Source organism: Roseibium sp., assembly GCF_965229775.1.
In the GTDB taxonomy this organism is placed as follows: domain Bacteria; phylum Pseudomonadota; class Alphaproteobacteria; order Rhizobiales; family Stappiaceae; genus Roseibium.
In genome coordinates, this window is sequence record NZ_OZ245929.1 from 2,239,413 (window position 1) to 2,258,662 (window position 19,250).

Annotated in this window: 19 protein-coding genes and 1 tRNA gene; 11 read left to right on the plus strand and 9 right to left on the minus strand. The window is 51.6% G+C overall.

The features are described from left to right. Window positions 1-132: 132 nt before the first annotated feature. Window positions 133-564, minus strand: coding sequence for a helix-turn-helix domain-containing protein (locus ACO07N_RS10205; protein ID WP_421980915.1), 432 nt, complete (start codon window positions 562-564; stop codon window positions 133-135). A 117-nt stretch (window positions 565-681) separates the two neighbouring features. Between ACO07N_RS10205 and ACO07N_RS10210 the strand changes: the two genes are divergently transcribed. From ACO07N_RS10210 to ACO07N_RS10225, 4 genes are all read left to right on the plus strand, one after another. Beyond that, window positions 682-897, plus strand: a complete 216-nt coding sequence (locus ACO07N_RS10210) for a helix-turn-helix domain-containing protein (protein WP_421980916.1) — start codon at window positions 682-684, stop codon at window positions 895-897. A 92-nt stretch (window positions 898-989) separates the two neighbouring features. Continuing rightward, complete coding sequence (locus ACO07N_RS10215; RefSeq protein WP_421980917.1) at window positions 990-1,922, plus strand: hypothetical protein; 933 nt, start codon at window positions 990-992, stop codon at window positions 1,920-1,922. A gap of 858 nt (window positions 1,923-2,780) precedes the next feature. Further along, entirely contained in the window at window positions 2,781-3,659 is an 879-nt protein-coding gene (locus ACO07N_RS10220; RefSeq protein ID WP_421980918.1) for a hypothetical protein, read from the plus strand. A gap of 9 nt (window positions 3,660-3,668) precedes the next feature. Then, window positions 3,669-4,292 carry a hypothetical protein gene (locus ACO07N_RS10225; RefSeq protein WP_421980919.1) on the plus strand — a complete coding sequence of 208 codons (624 nt, stop codon included), beginning with the start codon at window positions 3,669-3,671 and terminating at the stop codon, window positions 4,290-4,292. 869 nt (window positions 4,293-5,161) lie between these two features. Here ACO07N_RS10225 and ACO07N_RS10230 read toward each other — a convergent pair. From ACO07N_RS10230 to ACO07N_RS10240, 3 genes are all read right to left on the minus strand, one after another. Beyond that, on the minus strand, window positions 5,162-6,841 hold the full coding sequence (locus ACO07N_RS10230; protein ID WP_421980920.1) for a primase-helicase family protein: 1,680 nt from the start codon (window positions 6,839-6,841) through the stop codon (window positions 5,162-5,164). Between the two features lie 10 nt (window positions 6,842-6,851). Beyond that, complete coding sequence (locus ACO07N_RS10235) at window positions 6,852-7,766, minus strand: hypothetical protein (protein WP_421980921.1); 915 nt, start codon at window positions 7,764-7,766, stop codon at window positions 6,852-6,854. A gap of 228 nt (window positions 7,767-7,994) precedes the next feature. Then, window positions 7,995-8,180, minus strand: a complete 186-nt coding sequence (locus ACO07N_RS10240) for a hypothetical protein (protein WP_421980922.1) — start codon at window positions 8,178-8,180, stop codon at window positions 7,995-7,997. Between the two features lie 339 nt (window positions 8,181-8,519). Between ACO07N_RS10240 and ACO07N_RS10245 the strand changes: the two genes are divergently transcribed. Beyond that, window positions 8,520-9,029 (plus strand): hypothetical protein, encoded by a 510-nt coding sequence (locus tag ACO07N_RS10245; RefSeq protein WP_421980923.1) that lies wholly within the window; start codon window positions 8,520-8,522, stop codon window positions 9,027-9,029. A gap of 266 nt (window positions 9,030-9,295) precedes the next feature. Further along, window positions 9,296-9,928, plus strand: a complete 633-nt coding sequence (locus tag ACO07N_RS10250; RefSeq protein ID WP_421984410.1) for a recombinase family protein — start codon at window positions 9,296-9,298, stop codon at window positions 9,926-9,928. 61 nt (window positions 9,929-9,989) lie between these two features. Here the strand turns inward: ACO07N_RS10250 and ACO07N_RS10255 are convergent, their stop codons facing one another. The 3 genes from ACO07N_RS10255 to ACO07N_RS10265 are packed head-to-tail and all read right to left on the minus strand — an operon-like array spanning window position 9,990 to window position 12,740. Beyond that, entirely contained in the window at window positions 9,990-11,051 is a 1,062-nt protein-coding gene (locus ACO07N_RS10255) for a CBASS cGAMP-activated phospholipase (protein WP_421980924.1), read from the minus strand. After that, the gene (locus ACO07N_RS10260) at window positions 11,017-11,493 is read right to left on the minus strand and encodes a hypothetical protein (RefSeq protein ID WP_421980925.1); all 477 of its coding nucleotides are present in this window, start codon (window positions 11,491-11,493) and stop codon (window positions 11,017-11,019) included. The genes ACO07N_RS10255 and ACO07N_RS10260 overlap by 35 nt, the downstream gene beginning before the upstream one ends. Continuing rightward, a complete protein-coding gene (locus ACO07N_RS10265) occupies window positions 11,490-12,740 on the minus strand; it encodes a nucleotidyltransferase domain-containing protein (RefSeq protein WP_421980926.1) in 1,251 nt (416 codons plus the stop codon). The genes ACO07N_RS10260 and ACO07N_RS10265 overlap by 4 nt, the downstream gene beginning before the upstream one ends. 192 nt (window positions 12,741-12,932) lie before the next feature. On the opposite strand from ACO07N_RS10265, the gene ACO07N_RS10270 reads away from it, so the two are divergent. The 4 genes from ACO07N_RS10270 to ACO07N_RS10285 all read left to right on the plus strand — a co-directional run bounded on the left by ACO07N_RS10270 (window position 12,933) and on the right by ACO07N_RS10285 (window position 16,050). Continuing rightward, the gene (locus ACO07N_RS10270) at window positions 12,933-13,256 is read left to right on the plus strand and encodes a helix-turn-helix domain-containing protein (protein ID WP_421980927.1); all 324 of its coding nucleotides are present in this window, start codon (window positions 12,933-12,935) and stop codon (window positions 13,254-13,256) included. Further along, window positions 13,253-14,152, plus strand: coding sequence for an ImmA/IrrE family metallo-endopeptidase (locus tag ACO07N_RS10275; protein ID WP_421980928.1), 900 nt, complete (start codon window positions 13,253-13,255; stop codon window positions 14,150-14,152). The genes ACO07N_RS10270 and ACO07N_RS10275 overlap by 4 nt, the downstream gene beginning before the upstream one ends. A 561-nt stretch (window positions 14,153-14,713) precedes the next feature. Beyond that, on the plus strand, window positions 14,714-15,145 hold the full coding sequence (locus ACO07N_RS10280; RefSeq protein ID WP_421980929.1) for a helix-turn-helix domain-containing protein: 432 nt from the start codon (window positions 14,714-14,716) through the stop codon (window positions 15,143-15,145). Further along, entirely contained in the window at window positions 15,142-16,050 is a 909-nt protein-coding gene (locus ACO07N_RS10285; RefSeq protein WP_421980930.1) for a site-specific integrase, read from the plus strand. Before ACO07N_RS10280 ends, ACO07N_RS10285 begins: the two co-directional genes overlap by 4 nt. A gap of 44 nt (window positions 16,051-16,094) precedes the next feature. Here ACO07N_RS10285 and ACO07N_RS10290 read toward each other — a convergent pair. Continuing rightward, a tRNA-Arg gene (locus ACO07N_RS10290) sits at window positions 16,095-16,171 on the minus strand. A gap of 379 nt (window positions 16,172-16,550) precedes the next feature. Here ACO07N_RS10290 and ACO07N_RS10295 point away from each other — a divergent pair. Then, window positions 16,551-18,107 carry a cryptochrome/photolyase family protein gene (locus tag ACO07N_RS10295; protein WP_421980931.1) on the plus strand — a complete coding sequence of 519 codons (1,557 nt, stop codon included), beginning with the start codon at window positions 16,551-16,553 and terminating at the stop codon, window positions 18,105-18,107. A 359-nt stretch (window positions 18,108-18,466) separates the two neighbouring features. Here ACO07N_RS10295 and ACO07N_RS10300 read toward each other — a convergent pair whose 3' ends face one another. Next, complete coding sequence (locus tag ACO07N_RS10300) at window positions 18,467-18,823, minus strand: septal ring lytic transglycosylase RlpA family protein (RefSeq protein ID WP_421984411.1); 357 nt, start codon at window positions 18,821-18,823, stop codon at window positions 18,467-18,469. Between the last annotated feature and the right edge of the window lie 427 nt (window positions 18,824-19,250).

A 19,250-nucleotide genomic window follows, 5' to 3' on the forward strand; every position in this document is an offset into this window, starting at 1 on the left:
GCACGAAGACTGCACAGAGGGCAGCTTCTCGGTAACCAAAAATGGATATGTTTACACATTCCTCGAAATGGCCCTGTGAGAATTGATGGAGCGAAGAAGAGGGTTTGAATATTTGGCTATCGTTTCCGATTACTATTGCTCCCGTTTGGCTTCGAACTCGTTCTCAATGAAAACAGTAAACTCCTCAGGGTTAAATCTTAGGTCCGGATTATCCGCCCAGCGTTTCTGTTGCGTCTTTATCACCGCGATTGCTGCTGATCTTAGTGCCGCTGGGCTCGGTCTTTCAGCCATCCTGGATGCAACGGCCTCTACGGCTTCGAATGCCATACCGATGATCTGATAAGATACCTCGGGCTCCGAAACTTCCACCTTGTCGTCGAAGAACGATTGGATTGGTCGCCCGTATAGATCGGCCAGCTTCTTGAGCCGTTCCACGGATATGAAATCCGCATTCTTTTCCATTCGCCATATCTGAATTCGGGATACGCCCAGGTCCTCGGCGACCTGATTTACACTCTTCCCAGAATTTTTTCTCGCCTCTCGAAGACGATCATGAAGCTCCATGCGATCAACCCGAATGCAACAGATGTGTTTCACATCGTGCAACAGTTTTCTGAGCTTCGCAAACATTGATATTTTTCTCATTGTGAAATGTTTATGTTTCGTGATATGTAACATTTTATGAAGCTCAATGACTACCTCTCGTTGCATGACCTCAGCCTCCGGGACTTCGCCAAGAAAGCCGGAGTAAGCGCGGCAACCGTGCTGCGTGCCAGGGACGGAAAGGTCATCGCCTCCAGGAAAACGCTTCAATCAATCGTGGACGCCACGAGCGGTCAGGTCGGTGTCGCCGACCTCATTCGGCTTGAAGGGGATGAGGGAAAATCGGGCGGCTGAATATACGCAGCGATTATCGACAGGACGGTCTTCAAAACATGTGGGGAAAGGGACCGGGAAGTCGCGGTCAACCAACAAACACAGGAAGGATCATGAAGATGAAGACAGTTTCTTTTCCCACACTCAGCATCATGAAGATGATGATAACTCCGGTGCTGTTGCTTTTTGCGGGTTCGGCATATGCAGATGAACTGTCAGAGGATCAGCTAGCGGAAATGCGCCAGCAGATGATCGTCTGCAATGCTGATCCGATACCCATGCGGGACCGCTGTCTTGAGATACATGAACGATTGAAGGAGCATTATGGTGGATACGCCGGTTATCGAGCAGCCTTCAGTTGCTCAACCGGTCCAAATTGCAGCCGTTACGGCGTCAGGCGCTCGGCATCAGCAGAACCGGTTGATCCTCGTATGAAACTCGAAGACGAACGTCGTGGTTCTGATCAACTGACCGCTGAGGCGGTTATCGCGGCCAAGGACGCTCAAGCCGGATTTGCCGGGGAAGTTGACGGGGCCACCGGATATGTCGTGGACCGCTATCTGACGTGCGGCGGTGAGGAAAAGACCGGTCCTCAATGCACGGCGATCAAGATCGAGGCATATGCGTATTTTGCCGGGGTAACGCTTCAGGAATATCAGGATGGTAGTGCTGCCGAACAGCAGGTGATGCGCGAACTGGGCAAAAAACGCCTTAATGAATATCTCGGCAAAAGAGGCAATGCACATAACCGAGAAGGGACCCGTGTCGTTTATGGGCGACAACATCCTGGCGTCGATCTTCTGGCCGTAAGACTACACGTCATCGGCAGGCACCTGGATTGCCTGGAGAATGATCCGCAGAAGAAGCCGTCCAGTTCACACGCATTAACCTGTACGCGGATTTATTTGGACGCAAAGCTCCACTTCGTCGGGGTCGCATATGAGGAATATGTCCTCCTGCCGCTGGAACAACGCAATGAACTGGATGAACGCGGGCGGCTGTTGCTCGAACAGTGGATCACCGTTCAAACGGATGATTTGTCCTGATGGACGAGATGCACCTGAAGAATACGATCTCCATTGATAAAATCTTTGGTTGCAATTACGCTATGGCCGATTTCGTTGGTGGGGGTGAGTGTTCAAGCAAGCTAAGTGGATAGCTCTTGAAGAATCTTATCGTTTTCGCAGTCGCGATGCTGGTCACTACCAGTGCCGGTGCCACGAACAGTTTCGACGGTCTGTATTACCCGGAAGGAACTGATCCACCCGCTTCTTGTGAGCGGATTGCCCAGGAACTCCATCCTGGTGGGATCATAATTGAAGAGGGTACGGTTTACCGAACTGAAACCTCTTGCAGGCTTATCGAACCGAGACAATCCGCAAAAGGCACAGAATTCGTCGCAGACTGTCAGGCGGAGGGCGAACCCTACCGGGACTTGGTGACGGTCGAGAGAACACCCACGGGTCTGAGATATTCAACCCGTGACCATGTGTCGAATTGGATCGAATGCCCTTCCCGGTATTTTAGGAAGCAACCCGAAATCTCGCAGGGTGTCTGATTTCCCTTTAAAGATGAGACGAACAGCCGCTTAACAATCAAGCAGTTCGACCAAGAAAGCATTCAGCTACTTTAAAAATAGTGTATACACCACACACTTGCGAATGAATAAAAAATCTGTTCAAAAAAATAACTGTATAGTAGTAGAAGGAGATTAAAAAACAAAAAGCAAAATAAATCTTTCAAAAAAAGAATTTAAGTTATTTAAAAATTCCTTTATTTTGACTGAATTAAATTTATAAAATCCGTAAACTCCGCATAAATACGATTAATTATTTGGATTGCATGAACCAGTTACTCACCTTACAATTGCCAGTGTCAAATTTGCATTTAAGAGAAATAATTCAATGTACGAAGAATTGAAGTCGAAATTTATTTCGCAGTTTCTTCTTTCCATAGCTGTGTGTATTTTAAGTTCACCAAGCATTTATGCAACTGAGTGTCGCGGCTTCAACTGCTTAAAGCAAGTCCCGGTTGATTCACTTGATAATAAATTTCAAAAAAATACAAATAAAAGATTAGACGTTTGCGGAGAGCCACAGTGGGTATTCAGGCAAGATAGGTCGATAAAATACAACGACAGTAGCATTTCCTACTACTCAATTGTAGTTAAGCCTATTGTTTTAGAAAGCGACAATGGATTTGTATTTAGAGTTAGCATGATATTTGCAATGCAAGGGATTACTAAACTTGCCAACACTGCACTTTCAAATTTTGAAAAGCAAGGTTGTGATAGATTAAAGTATAACAATGATGCAAAGTTAGAAACAAATAAAGATAGATGGACCTTAAACGCGCATTTCACACACGAAGAACGGATATGTTCAAAAATAAATCCTTTTTCGAAGTCGCAAAGTTCAGTAACTATTGGTAAGCACGTAATTGGTGTGCAAGCATATGCAAAACCGATCTTGAAAAAAACAAATAACGAAATCTTTGTTGGACTAGATGCTCGTTACCGTGCACGCGTATTACCGTTGTACGGCAATATCTCGGGACCTCTCTGGGATACAAAAAAGTCTTTGCTCGTTGAACTAACTCCGGAAATCAGCGCGTCGATAAGTCCAATCGAGAGCACACTGTCCAGTAATGATAATGGTGACATCTCCGCGATATTAACTCTTAGCACTATACCGGTAAAAAGGTCACTTGCCTGTACCGCTAAAAAATTGTTTTTGAACGAGGCTAAATCACATGAAAGCTTCATTGGTTTTTTGAGAGATTAGAAATTTTGCATGAAAAAATTGATCTTGTTTCCAGTCCTCGTTCTAGTCGTTAGCTGTGGTGATTTATTCGAAAAACCAGGAACGACTAGAAACTATCCAAATCCACCCAACGACATTGTTCTGGACTGTGAAGCGGAATGCAGTCCTGGCGAACAAACCGAAAATTGTTTGTTTGTTAGCAATTCAGTTTCGAGACCTGAGTATAAAGACCGGCTAATTGAATTTAAAAATATTGTTTCGCGCAACCCAGGCTCCACCATTCCAAAAGTAGAAATACTTGAGCTCTTTGATTCTCCGAACGATCCGTGCAAACGAGGAGATTTAATTGTGTCTCCAGAACTGAGGTTCACCAATTTAAGCAGCGAACAATGCCGCCTTTCGTATATCTCACGTCCACTTGAAAGCGTAATTGGCAGCATCGACGTGGTTATTCCTAAGCAAATATCTGGAAGACTAAACCTATCTCAGGATGGCTATGATTTATATTTTGAAAATCACTCCAGCGCCTTACAAATTCTAATGCCAACACAGGCCCTGAATGATGACTATGGAGGGTTTGTCACTGAAATAAATGTACTTGGAAACTTGGTGTTAGTTCAGACACAAACTGCATGTTTTGCAGCGCCAATATAGAGAGTTTTTGCTGCGGCGTTATTGGCAAAATAATGCGTCATCGATTTGACTAACGTTCAAGTGCACTCCAATTGAGGCGGCCGCGGTATCCATTGCTATTAGCCCATATGACGTAAACTTTTTTAATGTTCTGGACCTACAAGTTGACCTCACACTTGTCGCATTAGTTTGCGTCGAGTTCCTCGCCTTCGCATCCGTAAAACCCTAAAAATTTTGATTGCAACCAAAGATTTTTTGCATCCCGTACCGATACCCTGTTTAAACAGCGGCTAGATTCACGAATTGCAATAATAAATCTAACGCATCTCTTTCAACATCTTTTGCGAGCAGATTTATTTTTGATACGATTCTCGAAGGGGTGATAGATGTTTAGTGCTTCAATAGGTTCTCAGGCAGTAACGTGCTTCAAAAGCCGGGATAATTACATCGAGAAACATACAGCTGGGGGGCCGGGCATGTTTGTGTATCTAATCCTGAATGATGACCGGAAGACCGCACAGGCTTATTGGAATGGCGGCGATGGTTCCGCCCAAGCTCATGACGATCTAAGTCCAATGAGACGCATCGGCAAATGCTGGATGGGTGATCATTCGAGTGTTTGTTTCCTTGAATAAACAATCTCACGATATCAGACCAAGACCACCAGCCGCGGATCACCCCAAAACACGAGAAAATAATTGTTTTTGGCAGTTATTTTCCCTTTCTTTCGATCCAATTGAGTCAGGTGGTCATGGTCTGAATTAAAGATCAAAAACCATAACCGTATGAGCTATTTGATGTTTTCGGGATGTGTCCGCAGACCGGCTCGGACCACCAAACAATGGAGCATACTTAGAGATGGTGGTCCGAAGTGGTCTAGAAAAATGCTTTCACCGACCCCGCCCAGTTTTGGATTTGATCCTATCACGCAGGTCTATCAATTTGCCTGACTTTTGATATGCGTTGATAAAATCGACATCGGCCACTTTGATGTTCGAACAAGGCATCTCGGGATCGTACCGGATGAAACCACGATATTTCGCATCTCCATGGTGGGTTTTCCGCTCAGGTCGTGACACCAACCCCAAATCATTCAATTCGCCCATCTGTCGAAAGAAGTATTTGCGGTTGATGCAGCCCGTGAAACCATCATTCTTCCGCATCCAATCAGCATACTCTCTATAAAGCCACTCCGAGGGTGCAAACGTGAGTACAGGCCAGACCTGCAAGGTTTCTTCCGCCATCAGCCATTCTTCGACCGGATTGATGTTGGTCTCAATCATCCGTTCCTTGATATCGGTTGGGAACGCTGTGCTGATCAACACATCGTCGATTTCGATATTCGCCAGGAGTTCCGCCATTCCCTCCCAGGCTTGCTTGTGGGCATTCTCCCCCAATAAGAAAAAGGCTCGTGCTCTTGCCTTGGCTTCAACTGTGTTCTTGGTGCCGAATACGGTGTTCCGTCGGTCTCCCTGATCCATAGCGATTGGAGTGGGATTGTTCGTCGTGAACACGAAATTCGCAACTGACGGTAAGACGATATCCCCGTGGTTACGTTTTCGGGCAGCGGTCATTTCATTGCCGATCAAACGTTTGATCTTGTCGTAGGCTTCTCTGCGGGAGCTGAAGTCGATTTCGTCAAGTTCGATCAATGATGCTCCGATTAGGAAGTCGGTCCATCCGCCACCGAATTCTTCTGGGCTAACCTTTTTGGCGTTGGACCGCCCGATGAGCAGCGCCAACCCGGATGTGAACAATCCCTTGCCGACACCCTGACCGCGCCCCACGAGCCATAAAGCTGTCGGTAAAGCTTTTCCTGGGCGCTGGTACTGGGACGCCAGCCAGTGAATCAACCATTTCAGATCGGTGTCTTCTTCACCGAAGATTTCCTCTATCCACTCATCGCACGATCCGTGATCCCGGCCCATTAGATTAAAGACTACCATTTCCAAAAGAGCGGAAAAGGCATCAGATTCCGTTGCTCCGTCCCGGTAGGGCATTGGCCGTTCGTGATAGAGGTTGAGGTATCTGCGCCCCCGGATCTCCACAAAATCGCCAGCGCCCGGCAAATAAGCCGTTTCATCAAGGACCACGAACTCGTTGCCTTTCAGGAAATCCACGATGGTTTCCTTGCGAATATTAAATTTGGTTTTCTCTCGGCCCCAGTCCGCCATGAGAACGGATTTGACCTCCGTGGTCTTCTTCCGTTCCAGCCAGAGACCAGAATTCCGATCCTTGACCCAGAAGTTCCCGGCAACCATCACGACCTTTGAAGCCAGGAAACGATGCTTTCGTTTGGCCTCTGCCATGCCCTCAACCGGCATGGACCACAGGTGGTGGAGTTGCGCAATGCTCAGCGTGGTGGCCAACGACGATCCGGACCAAGTAGTCGCCTGTGGTCGAATGTAGCCTTCCGGCAATCGTTCGTAGTCAGGGGTCGGATCGTAGTCCACCGCAATAGCGCTGGTCCGTTTCTTGCGGCTTTTGGTTGGCTTGCATTCGATCTCGTCAAGATCAACTTCGTCTAGCTCGATGCCAATATCATAATTTTGGTTGTTCTTATCATGCATGTCTCTTTCCTCAGCCCGCTTGCGCAACGGCTTTCCTGGCATCGTTTGTGATTTCTTTCTGGTACCTCTCTGTCTGGTAATGACTGCCGTCGATGGCATCGACCTGGTTGAACAGATCCACGACATCGCTCTCCGTGATATCGATCCCAATGCGTCTGGCCCGACCCACCATGTGGAGCATCAGTCCGAACCGGGCGGTGTGCCAATCCCCGTACGCGGATTGATATTTGTTCAAGGCGGTTTCGGTTATCAGCCGGGTCTCGTAGATATCTAGATCATCCGCAGTAGCTGCACTGGCACCGGGAGTAGCGGACTGAGCGGGAACCGTGCATCGGATAGATCTTTCGACGGATGCCGGTTGCTCCGGAAGATCAGCGACATCGATCCAGTCGGCTGCCGAATAGACATCGCCATCTTGCTGTATGAACACTGTAGGAGCGCCCGGATAAGTTCCTGGTACATAGAACAAGGATTCACAGCCCGCCTTGGTGGCGTCAGACTGGTCTGATGCAAACACGTAATTCACGGCACGCCAGCAAAGAACCTGTTCGTCATACGCCACCGGCGCGATCAGTGGAACGCATATCCTGAATTTGTGATGTTCGTCGCGGTGTGAAGCGGTGGAGTAGATCAAAAACGCTAGGTTTAGGTGTCCGACAACATCCAGTGTTTGATCAATGGTTTGACCATCGTCGATGTCCAATACGATCAAACCGGAGGATGTCGCATTCTTCTTGGAACGCCGGTTCTGATTGAATACCGTTGACGAGAACAGCGGGGCTGCTTCCTTGGATGCGAATGGTTCTTCCGAAAAGCTCGACATGATTTCGGTGAATTCGTCGAAGACCAGTTCGCAGGTCTCTTCCGGAATCGGATTGCGAACACTCTCGAAAAATGAAAGCGGAAATTTATTGGTGTTTGGCATTATGGTAATTCCTCGGTTAGCCATCCCCTCCGCAAAACGCGAAGGGGTCGAAGCTATTTAGGGAACGACCGCAATTGTCCGCGCACCATTGACGAAAGACCCCCAAGAACCGGCGGCTCCAGGGGGTCTCATTGGCTAACAAAGGAACCCGATTTGGGTTGCTTGTATTTAGTATTCTGCTTGTTGCTTTGATTGATTGTTGTGGCGCTTCGATGCACACCCACCCAATCACGCAGCGTCCTCGTACGGACGCAGGATCGGAATCGGTTCATCCATGTCCAGTCCGTCGATCCATTCCCATAGTGCGGCTGTTACAAGCCTCCCGTACGGGATGCCGGTGTCGTGGTGAATGGTTTCCACGATCTGCCGTGCTTCATCCTCGATACCTCTTATCGTCCATTTTTCATCATACATTTTCCTGTCCTCAACTGATGGCACTCATCTGACTGGTGCCCACAGGTATTTATGCTGCGAGGTCAGTTTTCTTGCCTGTTGGTCGGGGGAGCGGCACGACTGGTTCATCGCGGGCTTGATCTTCTCGAATCATCCACCTACGTAAAAAAAATAAGCGGGCCGAATTCCTTGCCCGTGTTCCCGCTTTAGTGGGGATCTAACCAGATCTGCCGCTCGGGGTCGCACCCGGATAAAGCACCAAGCAATAGCTGGAAGCACGTCATGTGTGGATGGCCACCGCACAGGTGGGCCAAACCCTTTTGCTTGACCAAACAACACTGAACGCGAAAAGGAACAGCCATGTTCGCATATACTATGATACCCGACTATGAACTTCACTCGGCACTGAGAGAGGGCCTAAAACATACCTTCGAGCGCCGTATCTGGCTTGCACATAATGACAATATGTATATCCAGAACGATGCCGATAAAGAACTATTCAGCATCATGCATCCAGAAGAGAAACCGGCCATCGGAGGCAATGCAAATCTTGTATTTGCACATAGCGGCGCATATCGTTTAAAGGTACGGATTAGACATAATCAAGTCAAAAAACTGACTTTATGGCATCTAACCGATGAGAGTTCCTACGCTGAACTGGTTAGAGACTACTGCCAAAAAGAAGAGTTTGTTTCCTCGGAATGGTCAGTCGCTATCGAAGCAATCGGCCCAAACCAAGTTACAGGCGTGTACAAGTGGTCTGCACAATCTGCATCGTGGCAGCGGATTAAAACGTGTCGTCAAACCGTGCTACATGACGACGAGCGTGAACGACGTCATAAGGAACCGTTCAGCAGCGATGAATCGTAATTACACCAGTTCGCCGGATAGTAAAGAAAAGGCTACAGGCGAACTTCTCCGTGCATCAGGCATGTTTTGTTTATCAAGACCCTACTCGGCATGACCGGATTGGCCCCTTCTGCAAGCTGATGGGGTCCGGTTGTCCGTATGGGTATGCCGTAGCCGACAAGCAACACTCCCGGATAAATCGCCGAATCCAGTGTCATCAAGGGTAGTAATCGTTCAGCTGACACGATATTAAATTACAGTACCCTTAATGACATATGGAGTGACCTATAGCTACATTCTTCTACGCACGTGTATCCACCACCGAACAGGTCCTGGATCATCAAGTCGATCAGGCTCAAGCAGCCGGTTTCGTGTTCGACGAGATTATCGCCGATCACGGCGTGTCCGGCATCCAGCACAAACTCGAAGATCGACCGGAAGGACGCCGACTATTCGACAAGCTCCGTTATGGTGATCATTTGGTGGTTCGTTGGGTAGACCGCCTGGGACGGAATTATGAAGACGTGACGGATGTTATCCGGCACTTCATCCGATCCGGCGTGACCATCCACACCATCATCAACAACATGGAATTCGATGGGGCCACGGACGATCCGGTTCAGCAGGCGGTCCGGGATGCCTTGATAGGGTTTCTGGCCGCCACCGCAGAAGCTCAGGCAGAGGCCCAGAAGGTCGCTCAGAAGGCCGGTATCAAAGCCGCGAAGAATGATCCGCGAAAATATCCCGGACGAAAACCGACGTTCGATAGACAATCCGTCAGGACGGTCAACGATCTCCTCTCAACCGGCATAAACATAAGTGCGATTGCACGACAGGTTGGTTTATCCCGGCAAGCTGTTATGCGGATCAGGGATGATGCCGAGGGCGTGGAAGAAGCGTTGCAGCGATGGGGACTTTAGGGCTCCTAATATTTCACTGCGGTATGGTAGCGGGGATGCCTGTGATGTTAGGAGTTTGTAGTTATTCAGGCTCCGCATTCATGTCACTATGGTCGAAGAGCATTTCTGAAACCCGGTGTCCGGCCCCTTCCACCAAGGATCTGGCAACCGGCGGCATTTCGACCAGTGCTCGGCCAACGTCATCCATACCGATCCGACTTACAACTTCGGCGGCATCGAGCCGGACCATGTTGGACCGTCCGATCAACAGACCCGCTTGACCTAGGGCATTGTGGGATTGGGCCCGCATTGCTGATGACGCGAATAGACGTGCCCAGACCAGCCGTCCGCCGATGCGGTGCCACCACCGCATACGAAAGCTCTCCTGACCGCAACCAAGGCTCAGGAGCCTGATCTGGCTGCGATCAATGTCGTAGCAGGTCATCGCATCCACAATGCCGATCATCGCGGGATTGTTGGCCCAGATGCCGCCGTCGGCGAACACATAGCCGTTTCTCTTAACCGCAGCAAAGATCGTAGGCGCTGCCGCTGTAGAAAGCCCTACGTCAACGATTCGCTCATACTGGTCTTTTTTGTAATCCGGGTGATGCGGCGTCTTGAAGACATATGGTTCGCCGTAACGGCCTTCGAATGACGGAATGCAGGTAGGGATGGTTGATGACCCGAAGAGCCCATCACTGAATTCCCGTCGAAGCTCTTTCTCTAGGTTGCCTCGGTCATATGGTGTGAACGCCAAACCCGCCCAACCACGGAGCCATCTTGTTAGGCGATTACCCGGGAAGATGAACCGGCCACGCTCGGTGTAGAGCTTGGAGATTTCCCGGGCCGACTTACCCTGGCCCAAGCCTAGCGCGATGATCCCACCCGTTGAAGTACCAACGATCATGTCGAAGTGCTTGCCGATGGAGTCATCGTCCAGGAAACGTTTCTCGATCTCACTCAAGATCATGCAGGGAAGAATGCCTAGGATGCCCCCCCCATCGATAGACAGTATCTTAAAAGGCTTACCTGACGGCCATGGCTGTACCGGTCTGAGAGTCTGCCTCGTCCCGTCGGAACGGCGTGGCACAGTGTGGTCATATTCGCTGCTACGCGGCATGGTCTTCACCTTTCGCGGCTCCATACTCGTCGTGGCGCCCGCCGCCTATCCACCGACCGGTCATTTCCCAGAACTCGTAGGCTGCAAGCCACCGAACCGTCCAGCCGACAGTGGTACGGCTGATGAGCATGGACGAGTCCCACTCGTCGGCCTTGGGGTCGAATAGGCACAAAGGCGAAAGTCTGGGGTCCGGCGATTCGAAATAGACATGTGGGAGCGGTGCTTCCTCTTCCGCATTATAGTTCAGGATCAGCGAGGGTCGTAGGACACGGACCACTGGCATGAGGCGATAAGTGTCGTTTCGTCCGGATACGGGCAAGCCGTATTCAATACTGACATGAAACTGCCGCTCCAGCCCCTTCAGATCGCCGAACCAGATCACGGATTGCGGCCCAAGCCCTAAAGATGCTTGGAACTGTGGCCAATCCCGATGCATGGCGTTGAACTGCGCCAGAAGGGATTTCATGGATGCCTCCATTTGGTGCCATAGAAGGTCGAACGCTTCACAGCCGGTTTGGCCTTGGCGGTGGTTGGGCTCATGGTGAGGCCGCCGAGAGCGCCGAAGCCGTGCCGACCAGTGCGGATGGCCTCGCCGATATCCCGCTCCAGGTCATCGACAACCGACTGGCCGACATCTTCCCCAAACATCGCCTTAAGGACATCGCGCCGGTCACGCAGGGATCGCCTATCATCCAGCAGCACGGCGAGTTGATTCATGAACAGCCGCATGTCTGCAATCATCAAATCCTGGGCAGAATGGTTCTCGGGCCAACGGTCCGTGAATACATCCCCGGGGCAACGTGGGTTCTCAACATGGATTAGTTTTCCGTCGCCCTTGGCCAGCAGCAGCCGATCAAGAATATGCCGAGCAATTATCCTCAGGTTCTGGCCAATCGTGCGTCCAGATTTAGCAACCTCCAAGCTCAGGCAGGCAATAATTGCCGAAGCTGGCGTACGCCCCTTCCGCTTGGCCCACCGGATGTTTCGATTTCTCTTGATCAGCATTTGAGCCACTGTGACGGCCGATTTTCCTCCGACGACGGTGGAGTGTTCGGGGACAGGAAGCGAGTCGGCATCCTTTCGCATGGCGATTAGGCCACGGTCGGCAGTGAGGGCTCGACGCGCGTACTCCTGCTGGAACGACAGATCAACTGGGCAAGTCGTGTTATATTCTTCGGCGAACCCGAAACTATTCATGAGCACCTTTTGATCTCTGCTGCGGGGCTCCTCGGGTTTCGAATGAAAAATGAAGCTCCGACGTGGATCGAATTCGTTGATCAGTTCGGCGGGTGACAGATCAAGGTGCATCCCGTCAGCGTAGTGAACCGTCACGCACCGCGTCTGACGCTCAGTCATATCATGGTATCTTGAACCCGGCTCTCCGCGCATTGCCTGATAGAGAAGCTCTAGAGCCTGCCAGGGCGTTAGGCCCGGGGTGATCAGTTCGACGATGATGTCGATGTCAAACCCCTCGAACCGAAACTTTGCCCGAATAGTCGCCCCGATGGCAACCGACCCCTGCTGGTAGAATAGACGAACCTTATCCTTCAGAGGGCTCCCGTCGCGCTCCAGGTGTTTTTCGATGGCTGCTTTCCGTTCCGCCAGCAAAGCATGCATGCTGGGCGGAAGCTCAACTCTGATGGCCACTGCGGCCAACATCTGTTCCGATATACTGTCCCACGGAGCGGGTGGCGCTCCCAAGTGCTTATTCATTGCTGACCCCTTTCTAAGGTCATAGAGCCACGCCTACATATGAACGCGGCGATCACACAAATCCGGATATGTCGAGGATCGTATAGAATCGATTCATTCAATATATCGCTAGTCTGAACAATTAGTGCGACTCGCCACCGCGTTGTCAAGAACGAAAAATATGTCTATTCTGAACAAATTTGGGGGACCACTATGACGACACCAATGGGAGAAAGAATCCGGGATCGTAGGAAGCAGAAACAATTCACACTGGATCAACTCGCGGCCAAGGCCGGATGCACCAAGGGCTACATCTGGGAACTCGAAAACAAGAACCCTCCACGGCCCTCAGCTGAGAAGCTGGCAGCTATTGCATCAGCCTTGGACACTACCGTGGATGTCCTGATCGGCACCCCGATCAATACGGAAGATGAGTTATCCCAAGCCGATAAGATATTCTTCCGGAAGTTCGTGAGACTGCCCGAGCACAGGCAAGATGATATCCGCAAGATGCTCGATTTATGGGATGATGAATGAACCTGGATAAGGGACCGGAACGCTGGGCGAATGACCTGTCAATCCTGCTGACACAGGCTTATGGACCAAACCGTTTCCCTGTGGATGTATCCAAACTAGCCGGAGACTACAGCAAGCAGGTTTTTCCGGACGAGCCGATTACACGGGTTCGCGCAAGAGGGTTCGAGGGATTCGAGGGTGCATTGACGCCAAAGCCCAACGGGTCGGGCGAGTGGGGGATTGGATACTCTAGTTCCCTCCGGTCCCGGGGCCGAGTGAATTTTACAATCGCCCATGAACTGGGCCATTATCTGTTGCACCGGAAGAAATATCCACAAGGGTTCCAATGCCGTCCTGAGGACATGGTTCGTTGGGATAGCGAATACAACCGTGTCGAAGCCGAGGCCAACCGATTCGCTGCTGGGTTACTCATGCCATTGGATGATTTTCGAGCGCAGCTTCCGGCAAACCAGAAAACGGATCTGGATATGCTGTGTGGCTGCGCCGATCGATATGAGGTCTCTCTGACCGCAGCAATCCTAAGGTGGCTGACCTACACGCAGAAGCGGGCGATCCTCGTGGTCAGTAGGGAAGGTTTCATCCTGTGGGCACGTTCCAGTGAACCAGCATTCAAATCGGGCGCATTCATCAAAGTGGCCGGACTGCCTCCTCAAGAAGTACCTGACGCTTCGCCGGTGGCCAAAAGCAATGGAGCCATCGGGATCGTGGAGCCCAAGGAACTCCGCAAAGGAACCTGGCTAAATGAGCCCGTGGTTGAACACTCACTAATCTCGGAGCGTTATGACCTGTCGATCTCCCTGCTCATTCTCCAAGCGTCTGCCCCATCCATAGGTATAGCGGAGGAGGTGACCGAAGACATGGTGGATATCCTGTCCCGCCCGTTCAACCATCGTTAAGCATCTGCGAGCATATGTGAATTCGCTGACTATCTCGTTTTGTCGATGACGCTGAAGGACACATTGAAATAGGAATTGTGATCGCACTCGGAAAACAACTTACTCCAAATTTTTTCGCATGTTTTTGTGGCGCCCCGCATCTTTCTTCTCGGACTTACCCAAAGATCAGAATACGGCTCCACGCGAAAGCGTTTAGCCTACGTACGCCGCCCTTCTGACCTCGGCATGAGCACTCTTCCATCAGCTAGGGGCTCCCGATTATCATGCCTTCTATCAATTGCAATCATCATGATGGCCAAACCATCCAAAACTCGTTCTGGATCGAATTAGAACGAATTCGGGATCAAAGGCAACATAAGTAGCGCGAACAGCGATTTGAATAATTCACTCAATTCGTACTCATAGATTGAGTCGGATTCGACAAAACTAAAAAAATCAATCGTTGTATTGAATTCAAATCAAGATCAGCCTAGCTACAGAAACACAAAACTTTCTCTCGAAGACTTAGGCCATTCTGAAGGCGGGTAATAATTACCGCCAAAGCCTAAAAGGATTTTGCGGATGACGATTACGACCGATCCAGAATTCTTTTGCAAGCAACTACTAGAAGCTGAAGATGGATTCACTCAGCTTAGGTCTCGAAGAAATCCAATCCAAAGTCGGCATTCGCAATTTGTCGGAAACGCGCTGGAGATCAAGGTTTACACCGTTAAAGAAGCTGCGGCTGCCTTGCATCCGAACGTTTCGAAGTCGGCGATCTATCGCGCTATCCAGAGTGGGGAATTGAGAGCACGTATGGTTGGAAAAAAATATCTGATCACAGAAAGGAACTTGAAGGATTTTTTGGAATGCCAAGAAGAAGAAAACCACCCCGCCTCTGGCCCCGCAAAGACGAAAACGTCTGGATCATCCTTGATGGAGGTGAACACATCAGGACGGGATGTCGCCTTGAGGAGCGCGAACAAGCTGAAAAAGCGCTCCGGGACTATTTGAACTCTAAGGTTGAAACATCCAAAAAACCGACTGACCCGTCGAAAATCACGATAGGTGAAATCCTGTCGCGCTATGCCGATGATTGCGGCCCTACTCAGAAGGATCCTGCTCGAACCGCTTATGCGATTGAAGCTTTGGCCCCTTGGTGGGGTGACTTGACTCCGGACGACATCACAATTGCTCGCATACACGAGTACCAGCAACTCCGGAAAAAAAGCAATGGAACCATACGTCGCGAGTTAGGAGTCCTGCGTGCAGCACTAAATCATGCAGAGATTGAATTGCGTTTACCAAATCCACCAAAGATCAAGTTGCCAAAAAAACCGCCACCGCGAAGTCGTTGGCTGACCGAGGATGAAGCTAATCGGCTCTGGCGACACGCTCCGCCGCATCTGCAAAGATTCATCTTGATTTCGCTCTATACCGGGCGTCGAAAAAGAGCCGTCCTCGACCTAAGATGGTCTCCATCGGCCAACCATGGCTGGATTGATCTTAATCGCTCAATTATTAGCTTTATTGGCATGGATGAAACCGAGTCTGGCAAGAAACGTGGATCGATCGCGATGCCTAAACCGCTATTGGATTCAGCCGCGCAATGGGAGCAGGACAGAGTACCTTCTGTGATTCATTACAAAGGTGATCCGGTCAAAGACATCAAATCAAGTTTCAAAATAGCTTGCAGGGATGCAGGGCTAAGTGATGTCACCCCCCATACCCTCAAGCACACCGCTGTGACCTGGGCCTTTCAAAAAGGTATGAGGCTCGAAGACGCGGCAGACTATTTCGCAACTTCCATTGAAACACTTATGGAAGTGTACCGGCAGCACTCACCGCATTACCAAGATCGTGCGATCAGTGTAATGAACCAAATCGGAAAGGATTTCATTGCGGATAACATTGCGTGATTTATCCTGACAATTCAGGAACTCAGATAAGCTATTGAAAATATTGGCGCACCCGAGAGGATTCGAACCTCTGGCCTCTGCCTTCGGAGGGCAGCGCTCTATCCAGCTGAGCTACGGGTGCGTGCCATGCGCGCGAGCGAGGCGCGCGGTGGATAGAGCGTTCTGATACAAGATCCGGTTCGTGCGGGCAACGGCTTTTTGGGGATTCCGACAAGTTATCATGCATCAAGCGTGGCCCGGGTGCGCAGGGGCATGCGGCGTTGCCCAGGTTTGCCGGGCTTTGCCCGGATTTACCCGGACCCGCCCCGATTGGTCCCGGCGCTCAGCTTTTCGAGGGTTTACCCGGATCTACGCAGGGTGGCCAGGACGTCCAGCGGCGTGCAGCTTTGCCGAATTTGCGCTCGCGCGCGCAGAAAATGCGTCCGGAGCAGGGTGCCAGGTGATAGGAACGGCGCGCCGGTGCGTATAGGGAGCATGACCGCTTCAGACACCGGATACCCATGACCCGAAAGACCGGCTGCCGACATCTCATTCTCATCCTTGGCGACCAGTTGACGCCCGCCATCTCGAGCCTCGGCGGCGCCGACACGGAACTGGATCGTATCCTGATGGTCGAGGTGCACGAAGAGACGACCTATGTGCGCCATCACAAGAAGAAGATTGCGTTTCTTCTGTCGGCCATGCGCCATTTCGCACAGGAGCTGCGCGAGGACGGCTGGCAGGTCGACTATGTGCAGCTGGACGATGGCGCCAACACGGGCAGTTTTCGCGGCGAGGTTGCGCAGGCCTGCGCCGCGTGGGCACCCGACACCCTTGTCGTCACCGAGCCGGGCGAGTGGCGGGTGCGCGCGGACATGGCGACCTGGCAGGCAATGACCGGTGTCCCTCTGGACTTGCGCGAGGACACGCGATTCCTCATATCCGAGGCCGGCTTCCGGGCCTGGGCGACCGGCCGCAAACAATTGCGCATGGAACATTTCTACCGGGAGATGCGCCAGAAGACCGGGCTCCTGATGGAGGACGGCAAGCCGGCCGGCGGCAAATGGAACTATGACGCCGACAACCGCAAACCCGCGCGCGGGGATCTCTTCATGCCGCAGCCGGCCCGCTTCGCACCGGACGACATTACGCGCGCGGTGCTTGAGCTGGTCGATGCGCGTTTCGGCGATCACATCGGCACGCTCGAACCGTTCTGGTTCGCGGTCACGCGGCGCGACGCGGAGGCGGCCTTCGATGCCTTCCTGGAGGGGGCGCTCGCCGGTTTCGGTACCTACCAGGACGCCATGCTGACCGGGGAGAAATTCCTTTATCACTCGGTCATCTCCGCCTATCTCAATGCCGGTCTGCTGGACCCGCTCGCGCTTTGCCGGAAGGTCGAGGCGGCGTGGCGGCAGGGCCGCGCACCGCTCAATGCGGCGGAAGGCTACATCCGCCAGATCCTCGGCTGGCGGGAATATGTGCGCGGCATCTACTGGCTGAAGATGCCGGACTATGCCGCCTCCAACGCCCTTGCCGCTTCCCGGCCGCTGCCCGGTTTCTACTGGACCGGCGACACCGGTATGCACTGCCTGTCGGAGGCGGTCAGGCAGACGATCGAAGAGGCCTATGCGCATCACATCCAGCGGCTGATGATCACGGGCAATTTCGCCCTGCTGGCCGGTGTGGATCCGCACCAGGTGCATGAATGGTATCTCGCCGTCTACGCCGATGCCTATGAATGGGTCGAACTTCCGAACACCATCGGCATGAGCCAGTTCGCCGATGGCGGCCTGCTTGCCTCCAAGCCCTATGCCTCCAGCGGCAACTACATCAACAAGATGTCGGATTACTGCGGCACCTGCTCTTACGATGTCCGCCTGAAGACGGGCGAGAAGGCGTGTCCGTTCAACGCGCTCTACTGGGCGTTTCTGGAACGGAACCGGGATGTTCTTTCGGGCAATCCGAGACTGGGGCAGCCCTATGCCACCTGGAACCGCATGGCACCCGACAAGCAACAGGCGTATCGGGAGAGCGCGGCAAGGTTCCTGGAAAAGCTCGACCGGCAGGAGCGCGTCTGAAGCTGCCCGTCATGGGCCTGTCCGGTCATGCGCCGGCAAGGAGGGAAAACGGCGGTTGACCGGCCGATATTAACGGCTGACAAAAAAAACGCGCAGCCAAGAGACTGCGCGAATAAAGTTACTGTGCACGTGGCCCCATCGACCACGGCGGCAACTCTAGCGATATCTCCATGTAATGTCATTACCGTAAAATATTTTATTTTTTGATTCACTCTAATGCGACTGATCGTTATTCATACTGAGTCACGCCGCGAGACGAGTGGTTCGGGAAAAACGCGCAGTTTTTCATGATCATAGCGGTATCCCGAAAGAAAATCCGCAGGCATCCGGGAGCGGTGGAGCCGGCAATTCTTCAAGATTTATTGGCATTTCTGCCTATGGTTTGCGCTACGTGGCGCGTCGGCATTGGTCACATGCACCTTCGTGATGCCCTTGTTGACGAACCCGAGCTGCCTGGCGGCTGCCAGCGTGACGTCGATCACGCGGCCTTTTGCAAACGGCCCCCGGTCGTTGATCCGGACCGTAACGGTCTTGCCGTTCGACAGGTTGGTCACGTCGACGAGGGTCCCGAACGGCAACGTCCTGTGCGCAGCGGTGAGGCCCTGAGGATTGGCCCGCTCGCCGCTGGCTGTGGTTCCGCCGAGCTTGTACCAGGACGCTTTCCCGCATTGCTGAAAGCCGCTTTCGGCCTGCGCAGTGGCCGGAACAAGAAGCATCGGAAGGCAGACGCTCAGCGCATAAACCGGGCGGAGCACCCGTGCAAAAATGGTTAACATGACAAACCTCATCCTGTGGCCGGCAATTTTTAAATCTATTGGTAAATCGGCGTTTCTGGCCGTTAGCCGGGTGCCCTTACGGCACAGGCATGATCAAAATAAGGCAAATTCAGCAATTTAGGATAATAAGAGTAGAGAGAAATATAAATTTGAAATAAATTTGAAAGTTATTGGTAAAATTAATATTAACCATAAAATTTTTAAGACCTGTGAGTTGTTTTGCTTGTCCGATTTTTACAGTTAAACTGTGGTAACAATTTTCAGGGGTGACGCATGAGTATTTCAAACGGCGTCAGTTAAGAAGACTTTGTCGAAAGGGTTGTCTGGTGCAAATCAGCCATCGGTTGGCGGCTGATCGGGGAGATCT